The organism is Ketogulonicigenium robustum, from assembly GCF_002117445.1.
GTDB classification, from domain to species: domain Bacteria; phylum Pseudomonadota; class Alphaproteobacteria; order Rhodobacterales; family Rhodobacteraceae; genus Ketogulonicigenium; species Ketogulonicigenium robustum.
Window position 1 is genome coordinate 1640961 of record NZ_CP019937.1, and the last position, 16674, is coordinate 1657634.

At 60.9% G+C, this 16674-nt stretch carries 15 protein-coding genes and 3 tRNA genes; 13 read left to right on the forward strand and 5 right to left on the reverse strand.

Features of this window, described 5'->3' with window-relative positions; translation table 11 throughout:
• Positions 1 to 786, reverse strand: coding sequence for a hypothetical protein (locus tag BVG79_RS08120; protein WP_085786440.1), 786 nt, complete (start codon positions 784 to 786; stop codon positions 1 to 3).
• 214 nt (positions 787 to 1000) lie between these two features.
• On the opposite strand from BVG79_RS08120, the gene BVG79_RS08125 reads away from it, so the two are divergent.
• The 12 genes from BVG79_RS08125 to BVG79_RS08180 all read left to right on the forward strand — a co-directional run bounded on the left by BVG79_RS08125 (position 1001) and on the right by BVG79_RS08180 (position 11207).
• Complete coding sequence (locus tag BVG79_RS08125; RefSeq protein WP_085786441.1) at positions 1001 to 2062, forward strand: hemin-degrading factor; 1062 nt, start codon at positions 1001 to 1003, stop codon at positions 2060 to 2062.
• Position 2063: 1 nt separating this feature from the next.
• Positions 2064 to 2909 (forward strand): heme/hemin ABC transporter substrate-binding protein, encoded by an 846-nt coding sequence (locus tag BVG79_RS08130; RefSeq protein WP_085786442.1) that lies wholly within the window; start codon positions 2064 to 2066, stop codon positions 2907 to 2909.
• 4 nt (positions 2910 to 2913) lie between these two features.
• Complete coding sequence (locus tag BVG79_RS08135; protein ID WP_085786443.1) at positions 2914 to 3984, forward strand: FecCD family ABC transporter permease; 1071 nt, start codon at positions 2914 to 2916, stop codon at positions 3982 to 3984.
• Positions 3981 to 4772: a heme ABC transporter ATP-binding protein gene (locus BVG79_RS08140; RefSeq protein ID WP_085786444.1), complete on the forward strand. Its 792-nt coding sequence runs from the start codon at positions 3981 to 3983 to the stop codon at positions 4770 to 4772. Before BVG79_RS08135 ends, BVG79_RS08140 begins: the two co-directional genes overlap by 4 nt.
• 153 nt (positions 4773 to 4925) lie before the next feature.
• Entirely contained in the window at positions 4926 to 5954 is a 1029-nt protein-coding gene (locus BVG79_RS08145) for a substrate-binding domain-containing protein (protein WP_085786445.1), read from the forward strand.
• Between the two features lie 60 nt (positions 5955 to 6014).
• Positions 6015 to 7391 (forward strand): phosphate ABC transporter permease subunit PstC, encoded by a 1377-nt coding sequence (gene pstC / locus BVG79_RS08150; RefSeq protein WP_085786446.1) that lies wholly within the window; start codon positions 6015 to 6017, stop codon positions 7389 to 7391.
• A complete protein-coding gene (pstA, locus tag BVG79_RS08155) occupies positions 7388 to 8722 on the forward strand; it encodes a phosphate ABC transporter permease PstA (protein ID WP_085786447.1) in 1335 nt (444 codons plus the stop codon). The genes pstC and pstA overlap by 4 nt, the downstream gene beginning before the upstream one ends.
• A gap of 23 nt (positions 8723 to 8745) precedes the next feature.
• A complete protein-coding gene (pstB, locus tag BVG79_RS08160) occupies positions 8746 to 9507 on the forward strand; it encodes a phosphate ABC transporter ATP-binding protein PstB (protein WP_085787325.1) in 762 nt (253 codons plus the stop codon).
• A 12-nt stretch (positions 9508 to 9519) separates the two neighbouring features.
• Positions 9520 to 10230 carry a phosphate signaling complex protein PhoU gene (gene phoU, locus BVG79_RS08165; protein ID WP_085786448.1) on the forward strand — a complete coding sequence of 237 codons (711 nt, stop codon included), beginning with the start codon at positions 9520 to 9522 and terminating at the stop codon, positions 10228 to 10230.
• A 3-nt stretch (positions 10231 to 10233) separates the two neighbouring features.
• The gene (phoB, locus tag BVG79_RS08170) at positions 10234 to 10923 is read left to right on the forward strand and encodes a phosphate regulon transcriptional regulator PhoB (RefSeq protein ID WP_085786449.1); all 690 of its coding nucleotides are present in this window, start codon (positions 10234 to 10236) and stop codon (positions 10921 to 10923) included.
• Between the two features lie 81 nt (positions 10924 to 11004).
• Positions 11005 to 11079: transfer RNA gene (locus BVG79_RS08175), tRNA-Gly, on the forward strand.
• Positions 11080 to 11132: 53 nt separating this feature from the next.
• Positions 11133 to 11207 (forward strand) — tRNA-Gly (locus BVG79_RS08180).
• A gap of 160 nt (positions 11208 to 11367) precedes the next feature.
• On the opposite strand, the gene BVG79_RS08185 is transcribed toward BVG79_RS08180, so the two are convergent.
• The 4 genes from BVG79_RS08185 to BVG79_RS08200 form a co-directional block, all read right to left on the reverse strand.
• On the reverse strand, positions 11368 to 12507 hold the full coding sequence (locus BVG79_RS08185) for a glycosyltransferase 61 family protein (RefSeq protein WP_085786450.1): 1140 nt from the start codon (positions 12505 to 12507) through the stop codon (positions 11368 to 11370).
• A 208-nt stretch (positions 12508 to 12715) separates the two neighbouring features.
• Entirely contained in the window at positions 12716 to 14440 is a 1725-nt protein-coding gene (locus BVG79_RS08190; protein ID WP_085786451.1) for a glycosyltransferase family 61 protein, read from the reverse strand.
• A gap of 1 nt (position 14441) precedes the next feature.
• Positions 14442 to 16097 (reverse strand): glycosyltransferase, encoded by a 1656-nt coding sequence (locus tag BVG79_RS08195; protein WP_085786452.1) that lies wholly within the window; start codon positions 16095 to 16097, stop codon positions 14442 to 14444.
• A gap of 162 nt (positions 16098 to 16259) precedes the next feature.
• A tRNA-Thr gene (locus tag BVG79_RS08200) sits at positions 16260 to 16334 on the reverse strand.
• A 144-nt stretch (positions 16335 to 16478) separates the two neighbouring features.
• Between BVG79_RS08200 and BVG79_RS08205 the strand changes: the two genes are divergently transcribed.
• Positions 16479 to 16670, forward strand: a complete 192-nt coding sequence (locus BVG79_RS08205; RefSeq protein ID WP_085786453.1) for a hypothetical protein — start codon at positions 16479 to 16481, stop codon at positions 16668 to 16670.
• Positions 16671 to 16674 lie beyond the last annotated feature (4 nt).

The window sequence follows — 16674 nt, forward strand, 5'->3', positions numbered from 1 at the left end:
TTAGTCAAGCAGCCCCAGCGCCGTGCGCGAACTCAGGGTGATGGCGGCCGTGCAGGCCTCCTCGCCCAGATCGCCAGCCTCGCAGGTCTGCCACTGGTTGATCAGCACGTTGCCTAAGCCATCACACGCGTTTCCGGTCACCTCGTAACGCCGCACGCGGGTTTGCCCTGCGGCCACGTCGCCCAATTCAAACATCGTCATCTTGGCAACGCCGCCGTTCGGGTCGAACAGAACGGTCTCGGCCATCATACCTGCGATCGGCTGCGACAGGCCATTGCGGGTGACGAACGTCAGGCGGCAACTCCCCTCGAACGACTCAAGGCGGTTCAGTTCGATCGCGACTTGGCCTTCGGTCACCTCGTTCGTGCTGATGCGGCTGGTCACATCAAGATTTTGTGCGCAGGCGCTGGGGTCAAGGCCGACAGCCTCGCACGTCAGGGTACGGTTGACGACCACCTGCCCCACATCATCGCAGCTACGCCCGCGCAGATCGAATTGCCGCACGCGGACCGCGCCTTTGTTCAATTCGGTGAACTCCAGCAGCGTGAACTGGGCTGCCTCGCCTGCCTTGTCGAACACCACAGCCTCGAAGCTCAGCTTGTATAGGTTCTCGTCCAGCCCGTTTGTGGCCAAAAACGACACGCGGCAGGCGCCGTCCACGTCCTCTTTGGCGTTTGCCTCGATTCCAAGGCGGCCGGGCACTACTTGCTGCGCGCCCGCAGCACTTGCCCCCATCGCCAAGGACAAGGCGGCAATCAAAGGCGAAATCTGGCGAAAGAAGGTCATGTCCAATCCAGTCTACATGCTGTTATACAGGCCGTGTTACGCGGGGGCGCATGGGTGGGGCGCAGGATGCACCTGCTCGCTTGCCTCTGCTGCTTTCTCCGAGTAAATTAATCAAGATTGCCGTTCAAGAGGGACGGCGAACCACCAGCCACGCAACCGCCCTTTCAGGTGCGGCGCGCAGCCAGATATGCCAGCTTTAACCAACAGGTGCATCATGGCTGATTCCCTAGCCCCCATCCCCAGCCCGGCCGAAATCCGCCAAGCGCGCGCCGATAACCCCAAGGCCCGCGACCGCGACCTGGCCGACAGCCTTGGCATTACCGAGGCAGATCTGGTCGCCGCATATGTCGGCCACGGGGTCACGCGCATCAACGCCCACCCCGACCAGCTGATGCCACTGATCCCCGCCTTGGGCGAGGTCATGGCCCTGACGCGCAACGACGCATGCGTGCACGAGAAAGTCGGCACCTACACCGACTATCACGCCAACCCCCATGCCGGCAGCGTGCTGAACCCCGATATCGACCTGCGCACCTTCCCCAAATACTGGGTGCACGGCTTTGTCGTCGAAAAGACCACCGATACCGGCACGCGCCGCAGCATTCAGGTGTTCGATCAGGCCGGCGATGCCGTCCACAAAATCTGGATGCGCGAAAATTCAGATCTGGCCGCATTTGAAGCCCTGAAAGACGCGCTGCGCCTGCCCGAGCAAGACTCAACGCTGGTACTGGAGCCGCGCCCTGCGACAGAAGCCGCCAAAGTCGACGCCAGCAAGGCCGACGAGTTGCGCACCGAATGGGCCGCGATGACCGACACGCACCAGTTCCTGCGTATGGTCGGCCGCCTGGGTATGAACCGCTTGGGGGCCTACCGCACCGTCGGCGCACCCCATGCCCGCCTGCTGGACAAAACCGCCTTCCAAACCATGCTGGAAGGCGTCGTCGCGCAAGAGCTAGGCATTATGATTTTCGTCGGCAACCGCGGGATGATCCAGATCCACACCGGCCCGATCTTCAAGCTGATGCCGATGGGCCCGTGGCAGAACATCATGGACCCCGGTTTCAATCTGCACCTGCGCGCCGACAAAATCGCCGAGGTCTGGGCCGTCGACAAGCCGACCAGCCGTGGCCGCGCAGTCTCGGTCGAGGCGTTTGATGAGGACGGCGGCCTGATCTTGCAGATCTTCGGCCTGCAAAAACCCGGCGCCGAATTCCGCGACCGCTGGAATGCGCTGGTCGAGGCGCTACCGTCGGCCCAAGTGGAAGAGGTAGCCTGATATGAAACGCGTCCTTCTTACATCGTCCCTTGCGCTGGCGCTGTTTGCCAGCGCCGCCAGCGCGCAAGACCGTATCTTGTCGCTCGGCTCCTCGACCACCGAGATCTTGTTTGCGATTGGTGCGGGCGACAAGGTTGTCGCGCGGGACTCGACCTCGACCTATCCGGCCGAAGTCGAATCGCTGCCTGATATCGGCTATCTGCGCGCGCTCTCGCCCGAGGGGGTTTTGTCGGTGAACGCCGACATGATCATCGCCGAACATGATGCGGGCCCGGTGGAAACGATTGATGTACTGAAGGCCGCGTCTATCCCGTGGATCAGCCTGCCCGCAGGCTGGTCTGCCGAACAGATTGTCGCCAACATCCGCACGGTCGGTGAAGCGAGCCACCACGTCGCAGAAGCCGAGGCACTGGCAACCGAAGTCGAGGCCCAACTGGCAGCCGCCGCAACCGCCGCCGCATCTGTTCCAGCCACGGCCCGCAAACGGGTGATGTTCATCATCTCGACCCAGGGCGGCCGTGTGATGGCGGCTGGGCAGAACACCGGCGGCGATACAATCATTGGCATGGCCGGTGCGGTGAACGCCATTCAGGGCGTCGACGGTTACAAACCCCTGACCGACGAGGCGATTGCAACCGCCGCGCCCGACGTCATCTTGATGATGGACCGTGGCCACGATCTGGATGCCGCAAATTCCGACCTGTTCGCGATCGCCCCGTTGGCGGCAACGCCTGCGGGCCAAAATCAGGCCGTAATCCGCATGGATGGCGCTTATCTGCTGGGCTTCGGCCCGCGTGCCGGCGCAGCTGCGCTGGAATTGCACAACACGCTGTACGGCGGGAACTAAACCGATGTCGATGGCCCTTTCACACGCAGGCGGCGACGTCGACCTGCGGGAACTGCGCGCAAAACGCCTGACCATCTTGCTGGCGGTCGCCCTTGTCATCACCTGCGCGCTTTCGGTGCTGTTTGGGGCATCGGGGACCTCTGCGATCAAGGTTCTTGGGCAATGGCTGCGCGGCGAGGATATCACCCTCGTCGACCGCATCGTTCTGCTGCAAGTGCGCATCCCTCGCATGGTGCTGGGCGTGCTGGTCGGGGCAAGCTTGGCGGTTTCGGGCGCGGTTATGCAGGGCCTGTTCCGCAACCCGCTGGCCGACCCCGGCTTGGTTGGGGTCAGCGCGGGGGCGAGCCTTGGGGCCATCGTCGCTATCGTTCTGGGGGGCTTTCTGCCCGCCGCATTCGCCGCCATGATCGGCAGCTGGCTGGTGCCAGCCGCCGCGTTCTTGGGCGGCTGGGGCGCCACCATGGCGCTGTATATGGTCGCCACGCGGCAGGGGCGCACGTCGATTGCCACCATGCTGCTGGCGGGTATTGCGCTCGGTGCGCTGACAGGCGCGCTGTCGGGCATCATGATTTACCGCGCCAACGACAACCAGCTGCGCGACCTGACCTTTTGGGGCATGGGGTCGTTGGCGGGCGCAAACTGGCCGAAAGTCATCACGGCCGCACCGCTGATTGTCATTGCGCTGGCGGTCGCGCCCTTCTTGGGCCGGTCGTTGAACGCGCTGGCCTTGGGCGAGGCAGCCGCCGCGCATATGGGCATTCCGGTGCAACGCATGAAGTCGATCGCAATTCTAACAGTCGCTGGCGCGACCGGCGCTGCAGTAGCGGTATCTGGCGGCATCGGGTTCATCGGCATCGTCGTGCCGCACCTGCTGCGCCTTGCAGCGGGGCCGGACCACCGGCACCTGTTGGTTAACGCGGGCTTGTTGGGCGCGATCGTCCTGTTGCTGGCCGACATGATCAGCCGCACCATCGTCGCACCGGCCGAGCTGCCCATCGGCATCGTCACTGCCGTCATCGGCGGCCCCGTATTCTTGTGGGTTCTTCTGAAGCAACGCGGGATCATCGACCTATGAGCCTGATCGCAACGAATGTCCGCGTCCGTCTTGGGCGCAAACAAATCCTCGACGGTGTCGATTTCGCGGCCGAAGGGGGCCAAGTGACCGCAATCGTCGGCCCGAACGGGTCGGGCAAGACGACCCTGCTGAAAGCGCTGACCGGCGAGGAAGGTAACGGCGCGGGGATCACCCTGAACGGTCGCGCCGTTGACACGCTGAAAGCGTGGCAGGTCGCTGCGATGCGGGCCGTGATGCCGCAAGCCTCCAGCCTCGCATTTCCCTTCACCGCGATCGAGGTTGTGCGGCTGGGCCTGCAAGCCGGCGTGCACGCTGCCGACCGCACCCTGCCCCGCCGCGCGCTGGACCGTGTCGGCCTTGGGTCCAAGGCCGAACAGCATTACCAGCAGATGTCGGGCGGCGAACAAGCGCGTGTTCATTTGGCCCGTGCGCTGTGTCAGGTGTGGGAACCCACCGCCCACGGCCAGCCCTCGTGGCTGTTTCTGGACGAGCCGGTATCCGCGCTGGATATCGGGCACCAACTGCAGGTGATGGAGATCACCCGCCAGTTCGCGCAAGCCGGCGGTGGCGTGGTCGCTGTGATGCACGATTTGAACCTGACCGCGCTTTATGCCGACCGCGTGGTGCTGATGCGCGACGGCTGCATTTTGGCCAGCGGCCCCGTGGAAACCGTCATGACCAGCGAGAATCTGTCGGCGGCCTATGGCTGCGCGCTGCGCGTAAACCACGCGCCGACCACGGGTCATACCTTTTTGCTGCCCCATGCCGCCGGTGCGCACGCAGCGTAAGCTGACGTGCGCCCGAAATGGCATGAAAGGTCTTTGTCGATTGTCATAAAATCGTTACACTTGTGTCACATTCCCTTCGCACGGGTCACCTAGACCCTCGGGCGACGGTGCTGCCTTCGCAGTCCAACCGCACCCACGACACAGGAGTATGTCATGTCGTTGAAGACCGTTTGCGCCTCGGCCATCGCACTGGCAGCCGCCACCGGCGCTGTGCAGGCCCGCGATAATATTCAAATCGCAGGTTCCTCGACCGTTCTGCCCTATGCCTCGATCGTCGCCGAATCGTTCGGCGAAAACTTCCCCGACTTCCCGATCCCCGTTGTCGAATCGGGCGGCTCCTCGGCTGGCCTGCAGCGCTTCTGCCAAGGCGTCGGCGAAAACCAGATCGACATCGCCAACTCCTCGCGCCGCATCCGCGCGGGCGAAATGGAAACATGCGCCGCCAACGGCGTGACCGAAATCATGGAAGTGCGCGTCGGTTATGACGGCATCGTCTTTGCTTCGGCACTGAACGGCCCCGAATTCGCCTTCACCCCCGCCGACTGGTACAAGGCGCTGGCTGCCGAAGTCGTCGTCGACGGCGAAGTCGTTGCCAACCCCTACACCACTTGGAACGAAGTGAACCCCGATCTGCCGAACCAGCCGATCCTGGCCTTCATCCCTGGCACCAAGCACGGCACGCGTGAAGTGTTCGACGAAAAAGTCCTGACCGCTGGTTGCGAAGAATCCGGCGCACTGGAAGCATTGACCACTGCGCGCGGCGATGACGGCAAGAAAGCCTGTACCGCGCTACGCACAGACGGCGTCTCGGTCGACATCGACGGCGACTACACTGAAACACTGGCCCGCATCGCGGCAAACCCGCAAGCCTTCGGCGTGTTCGGCCTGTCGTTCTACGAAAACAACACCGACACCCTGCGCGTCGCCACCATGAGCGATATCGCACCCAGCGTCGAAACCATCGCCACCGGCACCTACCCCGTGTCGCGCCCGCTGTACTTCTACCTGAAGAAAGCCCACATCGGCGTGATCCCCGGCCTGAAGGAATTCGCTGAATTCTTCATGTCGGACGACATGGCTGGCCCCTCCGGCCCGCTGGCACAATACGGTTTGGTGTCGGACCCCGAGCTTGCCCAGACACAGGCCATGATCGCCGACGAAACCGTGATGGCACCTCTCTAAGTCGAAATAACAAGGGCGGCCAACTGGGCCGCCCTTGGCAACTTCAGCGGCAGGACACTCATGCCTCTCTTCTGGACGTTCATCGTCATTTTATTGATCGCGGCGGCCGGATTTTGGCTTGGCCGCGCGCGCGCGTTGCAGGCGGCTGGCGGTACGGCCCGCGGGCTGCATTCGCTGCCGCGCTATTATGGTTGGAATGTCGCCATCTGGGCGCTGATCCCTGCCTTTTTGCTGATTTTGGTCTGGCTGGTCATCCAGCCCGCCTATGTGAACCATATTGCTTTGCAGACACTGGGCACAGCCGCCGATAGTGCAAGCAGCGCCAGCTTGCTGCTGTCGGATGTGCACCGCCTTGCCCGCGATCTGGGTCGCGGTATCGCAATCGACCCCACTGCAGTCGCCTATGACGCGTCGGTTGCGGCCTACACCGCTAATGCCACGGGCCGCTTTTGGATGAGCGTTGCGGCCATCGCGCTGTCGGTTGCGGGGGCCGCATGGGCCTATACCCGCACGAACCCCGCCTTCCGCGCCCGCCCCCGCGTCGAGGCGGCGGTGCGCGTTTTGCTGATCGCTGCCGCGATGATCGCCATTCTGACCACGGTCGGTATCGTGATCGCGCTGATTTTCAACACGATCGCCTTCTTCCGCGCCTACCCCGCGCTGGACTTCTTCTTCGGCCTGACTTGGAGCCCCTCGTTCGGTGGCGGCTCGCAGCTCGGCATTCTGCCGCTGCTGTGGGGCACGCTTTATATCTCGTTCATCGCGCTGCTGGTGGCCGTGCCGCTGGGCCTTTTCGCGGCGATCTACCTGTCCGAATATGCAAGCCCCAAAGTGCGCGCCCTCGGCAAGCCGATGCTGGAAATTCTGGCCGGCATCCCCACCATCGTTTACGGCCTGTTCGCGCTGGCGACGGTCGGGCCGCTGCTGATGCAGATTTTCGGTCCTGGCGGCTTGCTGGGCGTCGGTTGGATGCGCGGCGGCACCGCCGTGATGACGGCTGGCCTTGTGATGGGGGTGATGATCATCCCATTCGTGTCATCCTTGTCGGACGACATTATCAACGCCGTGCCGCAATCGCTGCGCGACGGCTCGCTGGGTCTGGGCGCGACACGCTCCGAGACGATCCGGCAGGTGATCCTGCCCGCCGCACTGCCGGGTATCGCTGGTGCGATCCTGCTGGCCGCATCCCGCGCGATTGGCGAGACGATGATCGTGGTCATGGGCGCAGGCGCCGCTGGCGCGCTGTCGATGAATCCCTTTGATGCGATGACAACGGTCACCGCGAAAATCGTCAGCCAGCTGACTGGCGATGCCGACTTTTCCTCGCCCGAGGCGCTGGTCGCCTTTGCCCTTGGCATGACGCTGTTCGTCATCACGCTGGCCCTGAACATTCTGGCCATGGCGATCGTGCGCAAATATCGCGAGCAATACGAATGACACAGAACACCAACCACCGCCACGGATCGCTGCTGGTCGCCGACGGCCGCACCAAATCGCGCAACCGCGCCGAGGCCCGCTTCCGCAGCTATGGCATCGGGGCACTGGTGCTGGCCTGCGGGTTCCTGCTGGCCCTGCTGTGGACGATCATCTCGAACGGGCTGGGCGGGTTTACGCAAACCTACGTCCGCATTCAGGTGCCGCTGCAAGAATCGGTGCTTGACCCGAACGGCAACCGAGATCCGGCCGATCTGGCCCGCGCGACCACGTTGCGCTATGGCAGCATGCTGCAAGAGGCGATGGCTGCAACGCTGGTGGCCGACGGGATCGAAACCGACCTGCCCCCTGCCGCCTTGGCACAAATTCTGTCGTCATCTGCGGCCGCAACGGTGCGCAATCGCGTTCTGGCCGACCCCACGCTGATCGGGCAGACCGAGACATTCGAGGTTCTCGCCTCCTCGCGCGTTGACGGCTACCTGAAGGGCCGCGTGACGCGTGAAAGCCTGGCCCGCGACCGCAACCTCAGCCCCGCCGCGCTGGATGTAGTCGACGCCATGCAAGAGGAAGGCCTGATCCAGCGCCGCTTCAACATGGACTTCATCTTCGGGTCGGACGCGTCGGACGCGCGCCCCGAACAGGCGGGTATCGGCGTAGCTATGCTGGGTTCGATGTACATGATGCTGGTGGTGCTGTTTCTGGCCCTGCCGATCGGCGTCGCCGCCTCGATCTACCTAGAGGAATTCGCCCCGCAAAACCGCCTGACTGACCTGATCGAGGTGAACATTTCGAACCTCGCCGCGGTGCCGTCGATTGTTTTCGGGATATTGGGCCTCGCGGTCTTCATCCAGATCATGCACCTGCCCCAGTCGGCGCCCATCGTCGGCGGCTTGGTGCTGACACTGATGACGCTGCCCACGATCATCATCTCGACCCGCGCGGCGCTGAAGGCGGTTCCGCCCTCGATCCGCGATGCGGCACTGGGTCTGGGGGCCTCGCGGATGCAGGCGGTATTCCACCACGTGTTGCCGCTGGCGATGCCAGGTATTCTGACCGGCACCATCTTGGGTTTGGCGCAGGCCTTGGGCGAGACAGCCCCGCTGCTGCTGATCGGGATGGTGGGCTTCGTCGCCTCGAACTACCCCAGCGGTGCGGTCGAGGGTTTTGTCGCCCCGAACTCGGCCATGCCCGCCCAGATCTATGAATGGGCCAAGCGGGCCGACCCCGCCTTCTACGAGCGTGCATGGGGCGGGATCATTCTGCTGCTGATCTTCCTGATGCTGATGAACATTCTTGCAGTGCTGCTGCGCCGCCGCTTCGAGCGGAAGTGGTAAGAGCCGTTAAAAGGTTGCAAAACATGACGAACGCAAAAATCTCGGCCCGCGACGTGCAGGTCTATTACGGCGACACCCACGCGATCAAAGATGTGAATGTCGATATCTCGGACCGTATGGTCACCGCGTTTATCGGCCCGTCGGGCTGCGGGAAATCGACCTTCCTGCGCACGCTGAATCGCATGAACGACACCATCGCCAATGCGCGCGTGGAAGGCCAAATCCTGCTGGATGGCGAAAACATCTACGATCCCGCTGTGGACCCGGTGCAGCTGCGCGCCAAGGTCGGCATGGTGTTCCAAAAGCCGAACCCCTTTCCCAAGTCGATCTACGATAACGTGGCCTATGGCCCCCGCATCCACGGCCTTGCCAAGAACAAGGCCGAACTGGACGAGATCGTGGAAAAGGCCCTGCGCCGCGGCGCCATCTGGAACGAAGTGAAAGACCGCCTTCATTCCCCCGGAACGGGCCTGTCCGGTGGCCAGCAACAGCGCCTATGCATTGCCCGCGCCGTCGCTACCGAACCCGAAGTGCTGCTGATGGACGAGCCTTGCTCGGCCCTTGATCCCATCGCGACGGCGCAGGTCGAGGAACTGATCGACGAGCTGCGCGCGACCTATTCGGTGGTGATCGTGACCCACTCGATGCAGCAGGCCGCCCGTGTCAGCCAGAAAACCGCCTTCTTCCATTTGGGCAACTTGGTCGAGTTCGACGACACTACCAAGATTTTCACCAACCCCGAAGACCCCCGCACCGAGAGCTACATCTCGGGCCGTATCGGCTAAGGAGAGCGTGATATGAGCGAACAGCACATTGTATCGGCCTATGACCGCGACCTGGAATCAATCCAAGGCCTGATCTTCAAGATGAGCGGTCTGGTCGAGGATGCGATTGCCAAAAGCGTCGAAGCCCTGTCCACCCGCGATGTTGAACTGGCCGAAACGGTGCGCGCCGCCGACAAACAGATCGACGCACTGGAAGAACGCATCAACGACGAAGCCGCCCGCACCATCGCACTGCGCGCGCCCGTGTCGAAAGACCTGCGGATCATCCTGTCGGTGCTGCGGATTTCGTCCAGCCTTGAACGTATCGGCGATTACGCCAAGAACATCGCCAAGCGCGTGCCGGTTCTGGCCGAGCAGCGCGCGATTACCGAATCGGATGCCACGCTGCGCCGCATGGCGCGCGAGGTTGAGCGGATGCTGAAAGACACGCTGGACGCCTTTGTGCAGCGCGATGCGACGCTGGCGCAGGAAATCATCACCCGCGATTCGGACATCGATCAGATGTACAACGCGCTGTTCCGCGAATTTTTCACCTACATGCTGGAAGATCCGCGCAACATCACCGCCTGTATGCACTTGCACTTTGTGGCCAAAAATCTGGAACGCATGGGCGACATCGTCACCAACATCGCCGAACAGGTCATCTACGTGACCACCGGCAGCCGCCCAGACGAGCCGCGCCCCAAGGGCGACCAGACACCCTTCATTGGAACAGTGGATTAATCCATGTCGAGCCAACTTCCCCATGTGCTGGTTATCGAAGACGAACCCGCACAGCGCGAAGTCCTTGCCTATAACTTCGAGGCCGAGGGCTATCGCGTCACCACCGCCCCGAACGGCGACAGCGCCCTGCTGCAGCTGGCCGAGGAGCCGCCAGACCTGATCGTGTTGGACTGGATGCTTCCCGGCGTGTCGGGGATCGAGATCTGCCGCCAGATCAAGGCCCGCACCGAAACCCGCGCCATCCCCGTGATTATGCTGTCTGCACGATCCGAGGAAGGCGACAAGGTGCGCGGCCTTGAAACCGGCGCGGACGACTATGTGACGAAGCCCTATTCGATCACCGAATTGCTGGCGCGTGCACGCGCGCAACTGCGGCGCACCCGCCCCACCACTGTCGGCGGCGTGCTACGATTCGAAGACATCTTGCTGGACGGCGAAACACACCGCGTCACCCGCGACGGCAATGAACTGCGCCTCGGACCGACTGAGTTTCGCCTGCTGACCACACTGATGGAACGCCCCGGCCGCGTATGGTCGCGCGAGCAGCTGCTGGACCGCGTCTGGGGCCGCGATATCTACGTCGATAGCCGCACGGTAGACGTTCATGTCGGCCGCTTGCGTAAGGCGCTGATGGCCCACGGCGGGGCCGATCCGCTGCGCACCGTACGGGGTGCAGGATACGCTTTGGGTTGACGTTCGGTCGTGGCGATGCAGGTGATTTTTCCCCTTGCGCGTCAGGATCGAAACCCATAATTAGCCCATACCAACACGGAAGCGGGCGTAGCTCAGGGGTAGAGCATAACCTTGCCAAGGTTAGGGTCGGGCGTTCGAATCGCCTCGCCCGCTCCAAGTTGGTAAAAGGCCGGATAGATCAGCTACTGCTGAAATCTCCGTCCACGGAAGCGGGCGTAGCTCAGGGGTAGAGCATAACCTTGCCAAGGTTAGGGTCGGGCGTTCGAATCGCCTCGCCCGCTCCATATTAAACACAAAGGCCCGGCCATTTGGCCCGGGCCTTTTGTTTTGTTTAGCACCCCAACCTTGTAAAGCTACGGCACCCTTTTGAAGGCTACGATCTGGCAGGATGACCCGCACGCCACGAGTCATCCCTTTTATTTACGTCATTGAAACGGGCGCTACTTAATCTTCGTGGGTGGCCACAGGCAGGCGCGTGTAGGGCGACTCGCCCTCAATTGCCATGATGGCCAACTGTGCTTCGATTTCCTCGGCCGTCAGATCCCGCCAGCCGTCAAGACTGCCGATCATGCCCGACGCCAGAAGATCCTCGCCGACGGCTCGCAAACCGACCTCGCTCCAAGACGTGCGGCCGATGCGGCGGTACTTCTTGTTCACATAGTCAGCGCGAATATGATCGATGACCTGGATGTCAGGCGACGCGAAGCTTTCCAGATGCGCAAGAATGTTGGAAATCGCATCCATCGAGCGACGCTTGATAATGCTAATTTTCTGATCTGGGCACGCAACATAGGCCAGAAAGTGAAGAGGCGAGGCGTCGACAGAAATAATTTTCTTGGCCGCGCGGTACTGGGCGGCCTGCTCGGCAAGCGTGTGGCGCTGCGGCTGGAATATCCGGTAGCCCTCTTTCACCAGTAAATCGACCAAGAGTTGCTCGCCCAGCAGCATCCCGCGATCGACGGGCAAACCCTGGCGCGAGATATAAACCAGCTCGGCACCCTCGGGCTGAACCGTAGCAGCACATTTGCGCATGAAATCTACATAGCGCGGGGTGCCGCGGATCAATGCGGGTGACAAGCCAAATTCTTGCGCCGGGATCAGCAGCCGCTCGACCCGCGTCGGACGGTCGACAACTGTCAAGCTGGTGTGAACGCCAATCGCGGCCAGCAAACCTGCCTGTCGTTGAACAGCGTGCTCGCTAAAGCCCTTTTCCTTTGGGGCATAGACAACGCCATCGAGCATCAAATCGGGTTCGCCCAAAGCCCAAAGGCGTCCGGTCGATTCCGCAATAAAGTGCCCGAAATGACCGAAGAAAACCCCGCCAAAGGCATGGGTTCCCGGAAGGTAGCCTTCTTCGTATGAACCTTCGTCCGGTAACGCCGGCTCGCCGTGAATATGGCGATCGCCGGTCACGGTCAGCGACTCGGCTATAAAGGTTCCATCCTCGCGGAAAACACCCGATCTCGAGTCATACTTTCCTGCGGAGTCCGCTGTCGGCGGAACGATCAAAGCATTTTTAAATTCAAGAATATCAGTTGCACGCGACCGAATCGATGCAACTTTTTTTCGCGTTCTACGGACCATCTCAACTCTCAACAACAACTATAATAAATACACCGCCCCGGCACTACTTCCGACAGCCAGATACCGAAAAGACCAAATCAAGCGGTTTGACAAGCGATATAGTTGACCTTGCCACATCGCGAAAAAATACACTCTAAAAATGTATATCTTTCAGACAAATATTTAGCATATTTTTAAATAATTGATTAACCGCTCTGGGGGTTATGCATTAGCCCATTATGGAAATAGCACCAGTTTCTGTACGGCACCAGCGCATCCACCGTGCCCGCTTGTAAACTTCAGCTTCGGCTTCGGCCCATGCAACCGCGCTATCGTCACCAGACGCGGCCGCTAGTTTCGCCACAGCAACCCAGAGATCAGCCCGGTAAGGCACGATTTTCAACAGGTGAACATAGGTATTAATCGCCGACGGAATGTCACCTGCATGTACATAGGTCTCGGCAAGCGTCGTCAGTGCATTCGGGCACGCAGATGACCGCAAACGATCACTGGTGATCAGCGAAATGACGGCGGCATGATCCTGCCTCTTACGTAAAGCTCCGACGCGCGTGAAAAACGTCTTTGTGCTCTCCTTATCGGTCAGGTTGACGATCATCAGCTCCAACCGGTCGATCGCAAGCTGCGACAGAGCGATACCCGCGTGCCCCTCGTGGTGGAGGTTCGGCACCGCGTCGTCTTCACCGATACTGTGGTCGGCGAAAAAGTGAGTGTAGAACACGCCAGAGGCAGAGGCGTGCATGTTGAAATCGCCAAAGCGATGCCGCGCGGTCTGCAGGTGGCTTAGTTCGATAAAATGGGCACCGGGTTTACCATAGAGCATGTTCGCAAACCCAGCGCCATGGGCCGAGATCAGCACATCGGCTGAGTTAACAAGGCTGGCTTGCTGGATAGGGGTCATCTCCTCGAACAAGACCGTTTTGAAACCATAGCGGCCCAGCATTTCCAGCAGCAGATCCTCGCCCACAATGGCGCGGTCACGTGCGGCGCCGGGTTTGCGCGACACATAGACCAACTTCGCGCTCTCGTCATGGAAGGTGCGCGTCAGGACCGCATCGCGATGTAGGCGAATATATTCGTCGCGGCTATTGCGGAAGATATTGCGGTAATTATCGATGGTCGCGGGACGCAGGTCGCCATTTTTCAATTTATTCGAAAAACCTGCCTCTTCCTCTATATCGGCCAGCATGGCGGCCGTCGAAAAATGATAAAGATGATTGGTCGTGAATGGAATAATGGCTTCTTTATAGGACGTACTGCCCGTAAGAAACTGTATTCTATCGAACAGATCGGGGTAGAAGTCCTCAACCGCCCGTTCGATGTAAGGTTTTAATTCGCCCGCGCCGCCGGTCACGAAATGGATCGGGCCCGACATGCCGAAATCGCGATACATCTGCAGATAGATCAACGATTCCGTTGTGAAGTGGTAGTAGTTATAAAAATTTCGGCACTCGACCACAAAAGGAAGTTCGGCGTAGGCAGTAAATTCCTCGGGCGAGATCGAGGGGATGGTAGATAGTCCCAAACTGCGCGCGGCCTCAGATTCGGCCATCAGCAAATGATTTGCTTCCTCCTCGCCCATGTCTTTGAGAATCTTGGTGCGCACCCGCAGCGCAGCGGCGCCCGTCATCAGCACCGCCCCGCCGCATTTCGGCAGACGGCCCTTGAACGAGAAATTGCGCACGACCACGGGAAAGCTGCGCAACTCCACAGCCCTTTTCGCCGATTTGAAGTCGCGGTAGTTCGTCACGAAGCCATGCAGCAACTTGTTATGTGCCGGATTTTCGGCAGCAATCACCGACTGCAGCTCTGCGCGGTCGACGTAACGCGGGTTCAGGCCATCACCGTTGTCGACAAACCTAAACTTGTTGTTTTCGCCCGGCACGAAGAAGAACGGCCCGCTGGCTTTCTTCCTTTTCTCGTTATTCTCACTCACATCACTTGTCCGATAATGCTGGTTCGACTGCGCCGATGCCCGTCAAATGGCGGTCCAAATCTTGCGCGAATCCGTTGCGGTCAATCGCCGTGAAATACGCTTTGGCGATTTGCATCCGCCGGATCGACCCGTTCAGAATGATACGCTCGACAAGGTTGGCCTGGTACGTGCGGTTGGCGCGCGCGGCGCGATACCCGCGATAGAACCAGTCCGGCGCCAAGGTTCCGTCGGCTGCGCCGCGCAGCGCGTCGTCGAGCAAGCCCAGATAGTCGACGAAACGCTTGCTGTAGGCGCCGGTGCCGCGCGCGTTCAAAACAAGGGTACGCGCGGGGCCCAACCCATCGATATATGCCGCGTCGGCCTGCTTTGGATCAGCGATAACATACGCCTTAGTGCCCGCCGCATGGCCGCCCAATGCGAGACCTGCCAAAGCTTTCGGCGAAAGGGCCAGCAGGTTTGCAGCCGGAAACAGGTCCTGCAATCCCGCCGCCAGCGCTGCGCCATCGCCAATCCCCACCAGCAGAATAGTCTTGAAATCCTGCAGCACTTTCAGGTTCTGAAGCTCGGCACGCAGGGCTTCGTACGCTGCCGTGTCGCCACGGCGGACGACCAGATCCAGCGCCGAAACACCCAGACGGCGGCAGTTGCCGGCGATTACGCCTTCCTCGGCCCGCACAGCCGCAAAAGGCCCCACCGCAAACGCAGCCGATATGATCAGAGTGTCGCTGTTGCGCGGCAGGTAGCGCACCATCATGTCGTCGGTCGAAACAAACCGCCCGCCGTTCATGGAAAGCTCGCTCATCCACATGGCGGATTGGGCCGAAGACAACATCAGGAAATCGGTAATGCCCGACAGCTTCTTGCCCTGGTCACCTAGAAAACCGAAGTTGACCTCAATCGCGATTCTGACCTGATCGGGGGTCATCACCGACATGCGGCGTTTGCGGATCATATCGGGGGTGTAATCGGTGTCGTTGGTACCGTTATTGGTCACCAGCGCCAAACGCCCCGCGATCTTGATGGCTTTAAACCGCGACCCCAGCGCGAAGTGGCCGAAATCATACACGCTTTTGCTGGAATGCCGCACCGCGGCGCCCGCACTGAAGAAGTCGACCGGCCAGTTATAGATCACCGTGTCCGGCCCGTTGACTTTGGTGTACATCACCCCGTGCACGGTGGCCGAAAAGGGCTCCTCGTCGGCCACCATCAGATGCTGCGTATGGGCCTTCATCTGTTCGACATAATCGGCGCAGAGGCAGTCGTCATCGTCCAGCCGAAACTGCAGGACATCGGCAAACTTCAGGCCCAACTCGCGGAAGACCTTCTTTTGCGCCTCGCCTGCAGCGGTCAATCCGAAGAACTGCAACTTCACCTGCGGAACGGCGGTGCAGATCTTCTCCAACCGTTCGCGGAATCGCTTCGGCATCAGCTTTGACGCCAGCACGACAAAGATGAAGTCCTGATCGGTCTGCGCGCGTAAAGACGCCAGTGTCAGGTGCTCGAACGTGGCAAGGCGCGCATTCATGCGTTCGGTCGTGAACAGCATTTTGACTTGCTCGAGCGCGATAGCCTCCACCTCCTCGGCGGATTTTCCCTGGTAGGCCTTCCAATCGCCGCGCCCGACAAGCGAAAAGCGGCACACACCGGCGACTATCATTTTGCCTTGAACCCTTCGGCTAGCGCAATTTCACTGGCGACGATGCAACACAAAGACGCTGAACGCCAGTATTTTAGCGATGACATCCAGCTTTTCACCGCGCCAGCAGACGCCTGCACTGATTAACAGCACCGCGATAAAAACACTCATTTTTTTGGATAATGGTGCTGTGAGAGAGGATTGAACTCTCGACCTCTCCCTTACCAAGGGAGTGCTCTACCACTGAGCTACCACAGCAACCTTGCAGCGGCTTTTAGCGAAGATGACGGTGGGCGCAAGGGGGAAATTTGCTTGACGCTGCGGCCAGATGCGCACCGCTTTCGCGCATCGCGCGCGCGGGCAAAGCTGGACGGGCCGCCCTACGCGGTTTAGACCATAGGTATGACGAATAACCAAACCTCCAAACGCCCCGGCGATTCCCCCCGCGACGCGCGCATCAAAGCCGCGCTCAAGGCGAATATCGCGCGGCGAAAGGCGCAAATGAAGGCGCGGGCCCCAAGTGACGCCGCCGCCGATAACGAGCAGCCCGCAGACGGTCTGGAAGCGCCCCAGCCCCCAGCGCAAGACGACTAAGGAC

Coding starts and splice junctions, on each gene's coding strand:
- BVG79_RS08120 (WP_085786440.1), bottom strand. CDS start 786: ATGACCTTCTTTCGCCAGATTTCGCCTTTGATTGCCGCCTTGTCCTTG.
- BVG79_RS08125 (WP_085786441.1), top strand. CDS start 1,001: ATGGCTGATTCCCTAGCCCCCATCCCCAGCCCGGCCGAAATCCGCCAA.
- BVG79_RS08130 (WP_085786442.1), top strand. CDS start 2,064: ATGAAACGCGTCCTTCTTACATCGTCCCTTGCGCTGGCGCTGTTTGCC.
- BVG79_RS08135 (WP_085786443.1), top strand. CDS start 2,914: ATGTCGATGGCCCTTTCACACGCAGGCGGCGACGTCGACCTGCGGGAA.
- BVG79_RS08140 (WP_085786444.1), top strand. CDS start 3,981: ATGAGCCTGATCGCAACGAATGTCCGCGTCCGTCTTGGGCGCAAACAA.
- BVG79_RS08145 (WP_085786445.1), top strand. CDS start 4,926: ATGTCGTTGAAGACCGTTTGCGCCTCGGCCATCGCACTGGCAGCCGCC.
- pstC (WP_085786446.1), top strand. CDS start 6,015: ATGCCTCTCTTCTGGACGTTCATCGTCATTTTATTGATCGCGGCGGCC.
- pstA (WP_085786447.1), top strand. CDS start 7,388: ATGACACAGAACACCAACCACCGCCACGGATCGCTGCTGGTCGCCGAC.
- pstB (WP_085787325.1), top strand. CDS start 8,746: ATGACGAACGCAAAAATCTCGGCCCGCGACGTGCAGGTCTATTACGGC.
- phoU (WP_085786448.1), top strand. CDS start 9,520: ATGAGCGAACAGCACATTGTATCGGCCTATGACCGCGACCTGGAATCA.
- phoB (WP_085786449.1), top strand. CDS start 10,234: ATGTCGAGCCAACTTCCCCATGTGCTGGTTATCGAAGACGAACCCGCA.
- BVG79_RS08185 (WP_085786450.1), bottom strand. CDS start 12,507: ATGGTCCGTAGAACGCGAAAAAAAGTTGCATCGATTCGGTCGCGTGCA.
- BVG79_RS08195 (WP_085786452.1), bottom strand. CDS start 16,097: ATGATAGTCGCCGGTGTGTGCCGCTTTTCGCTTGTCGGGCGCGGCGAT.
- BVG79_RS08205 (WP_085786453.1), top strand. CDS start 16,479: ATGACGAATAACCAAACCTCCAAACGCCCCGGCGATTCCCCCCGCGAC.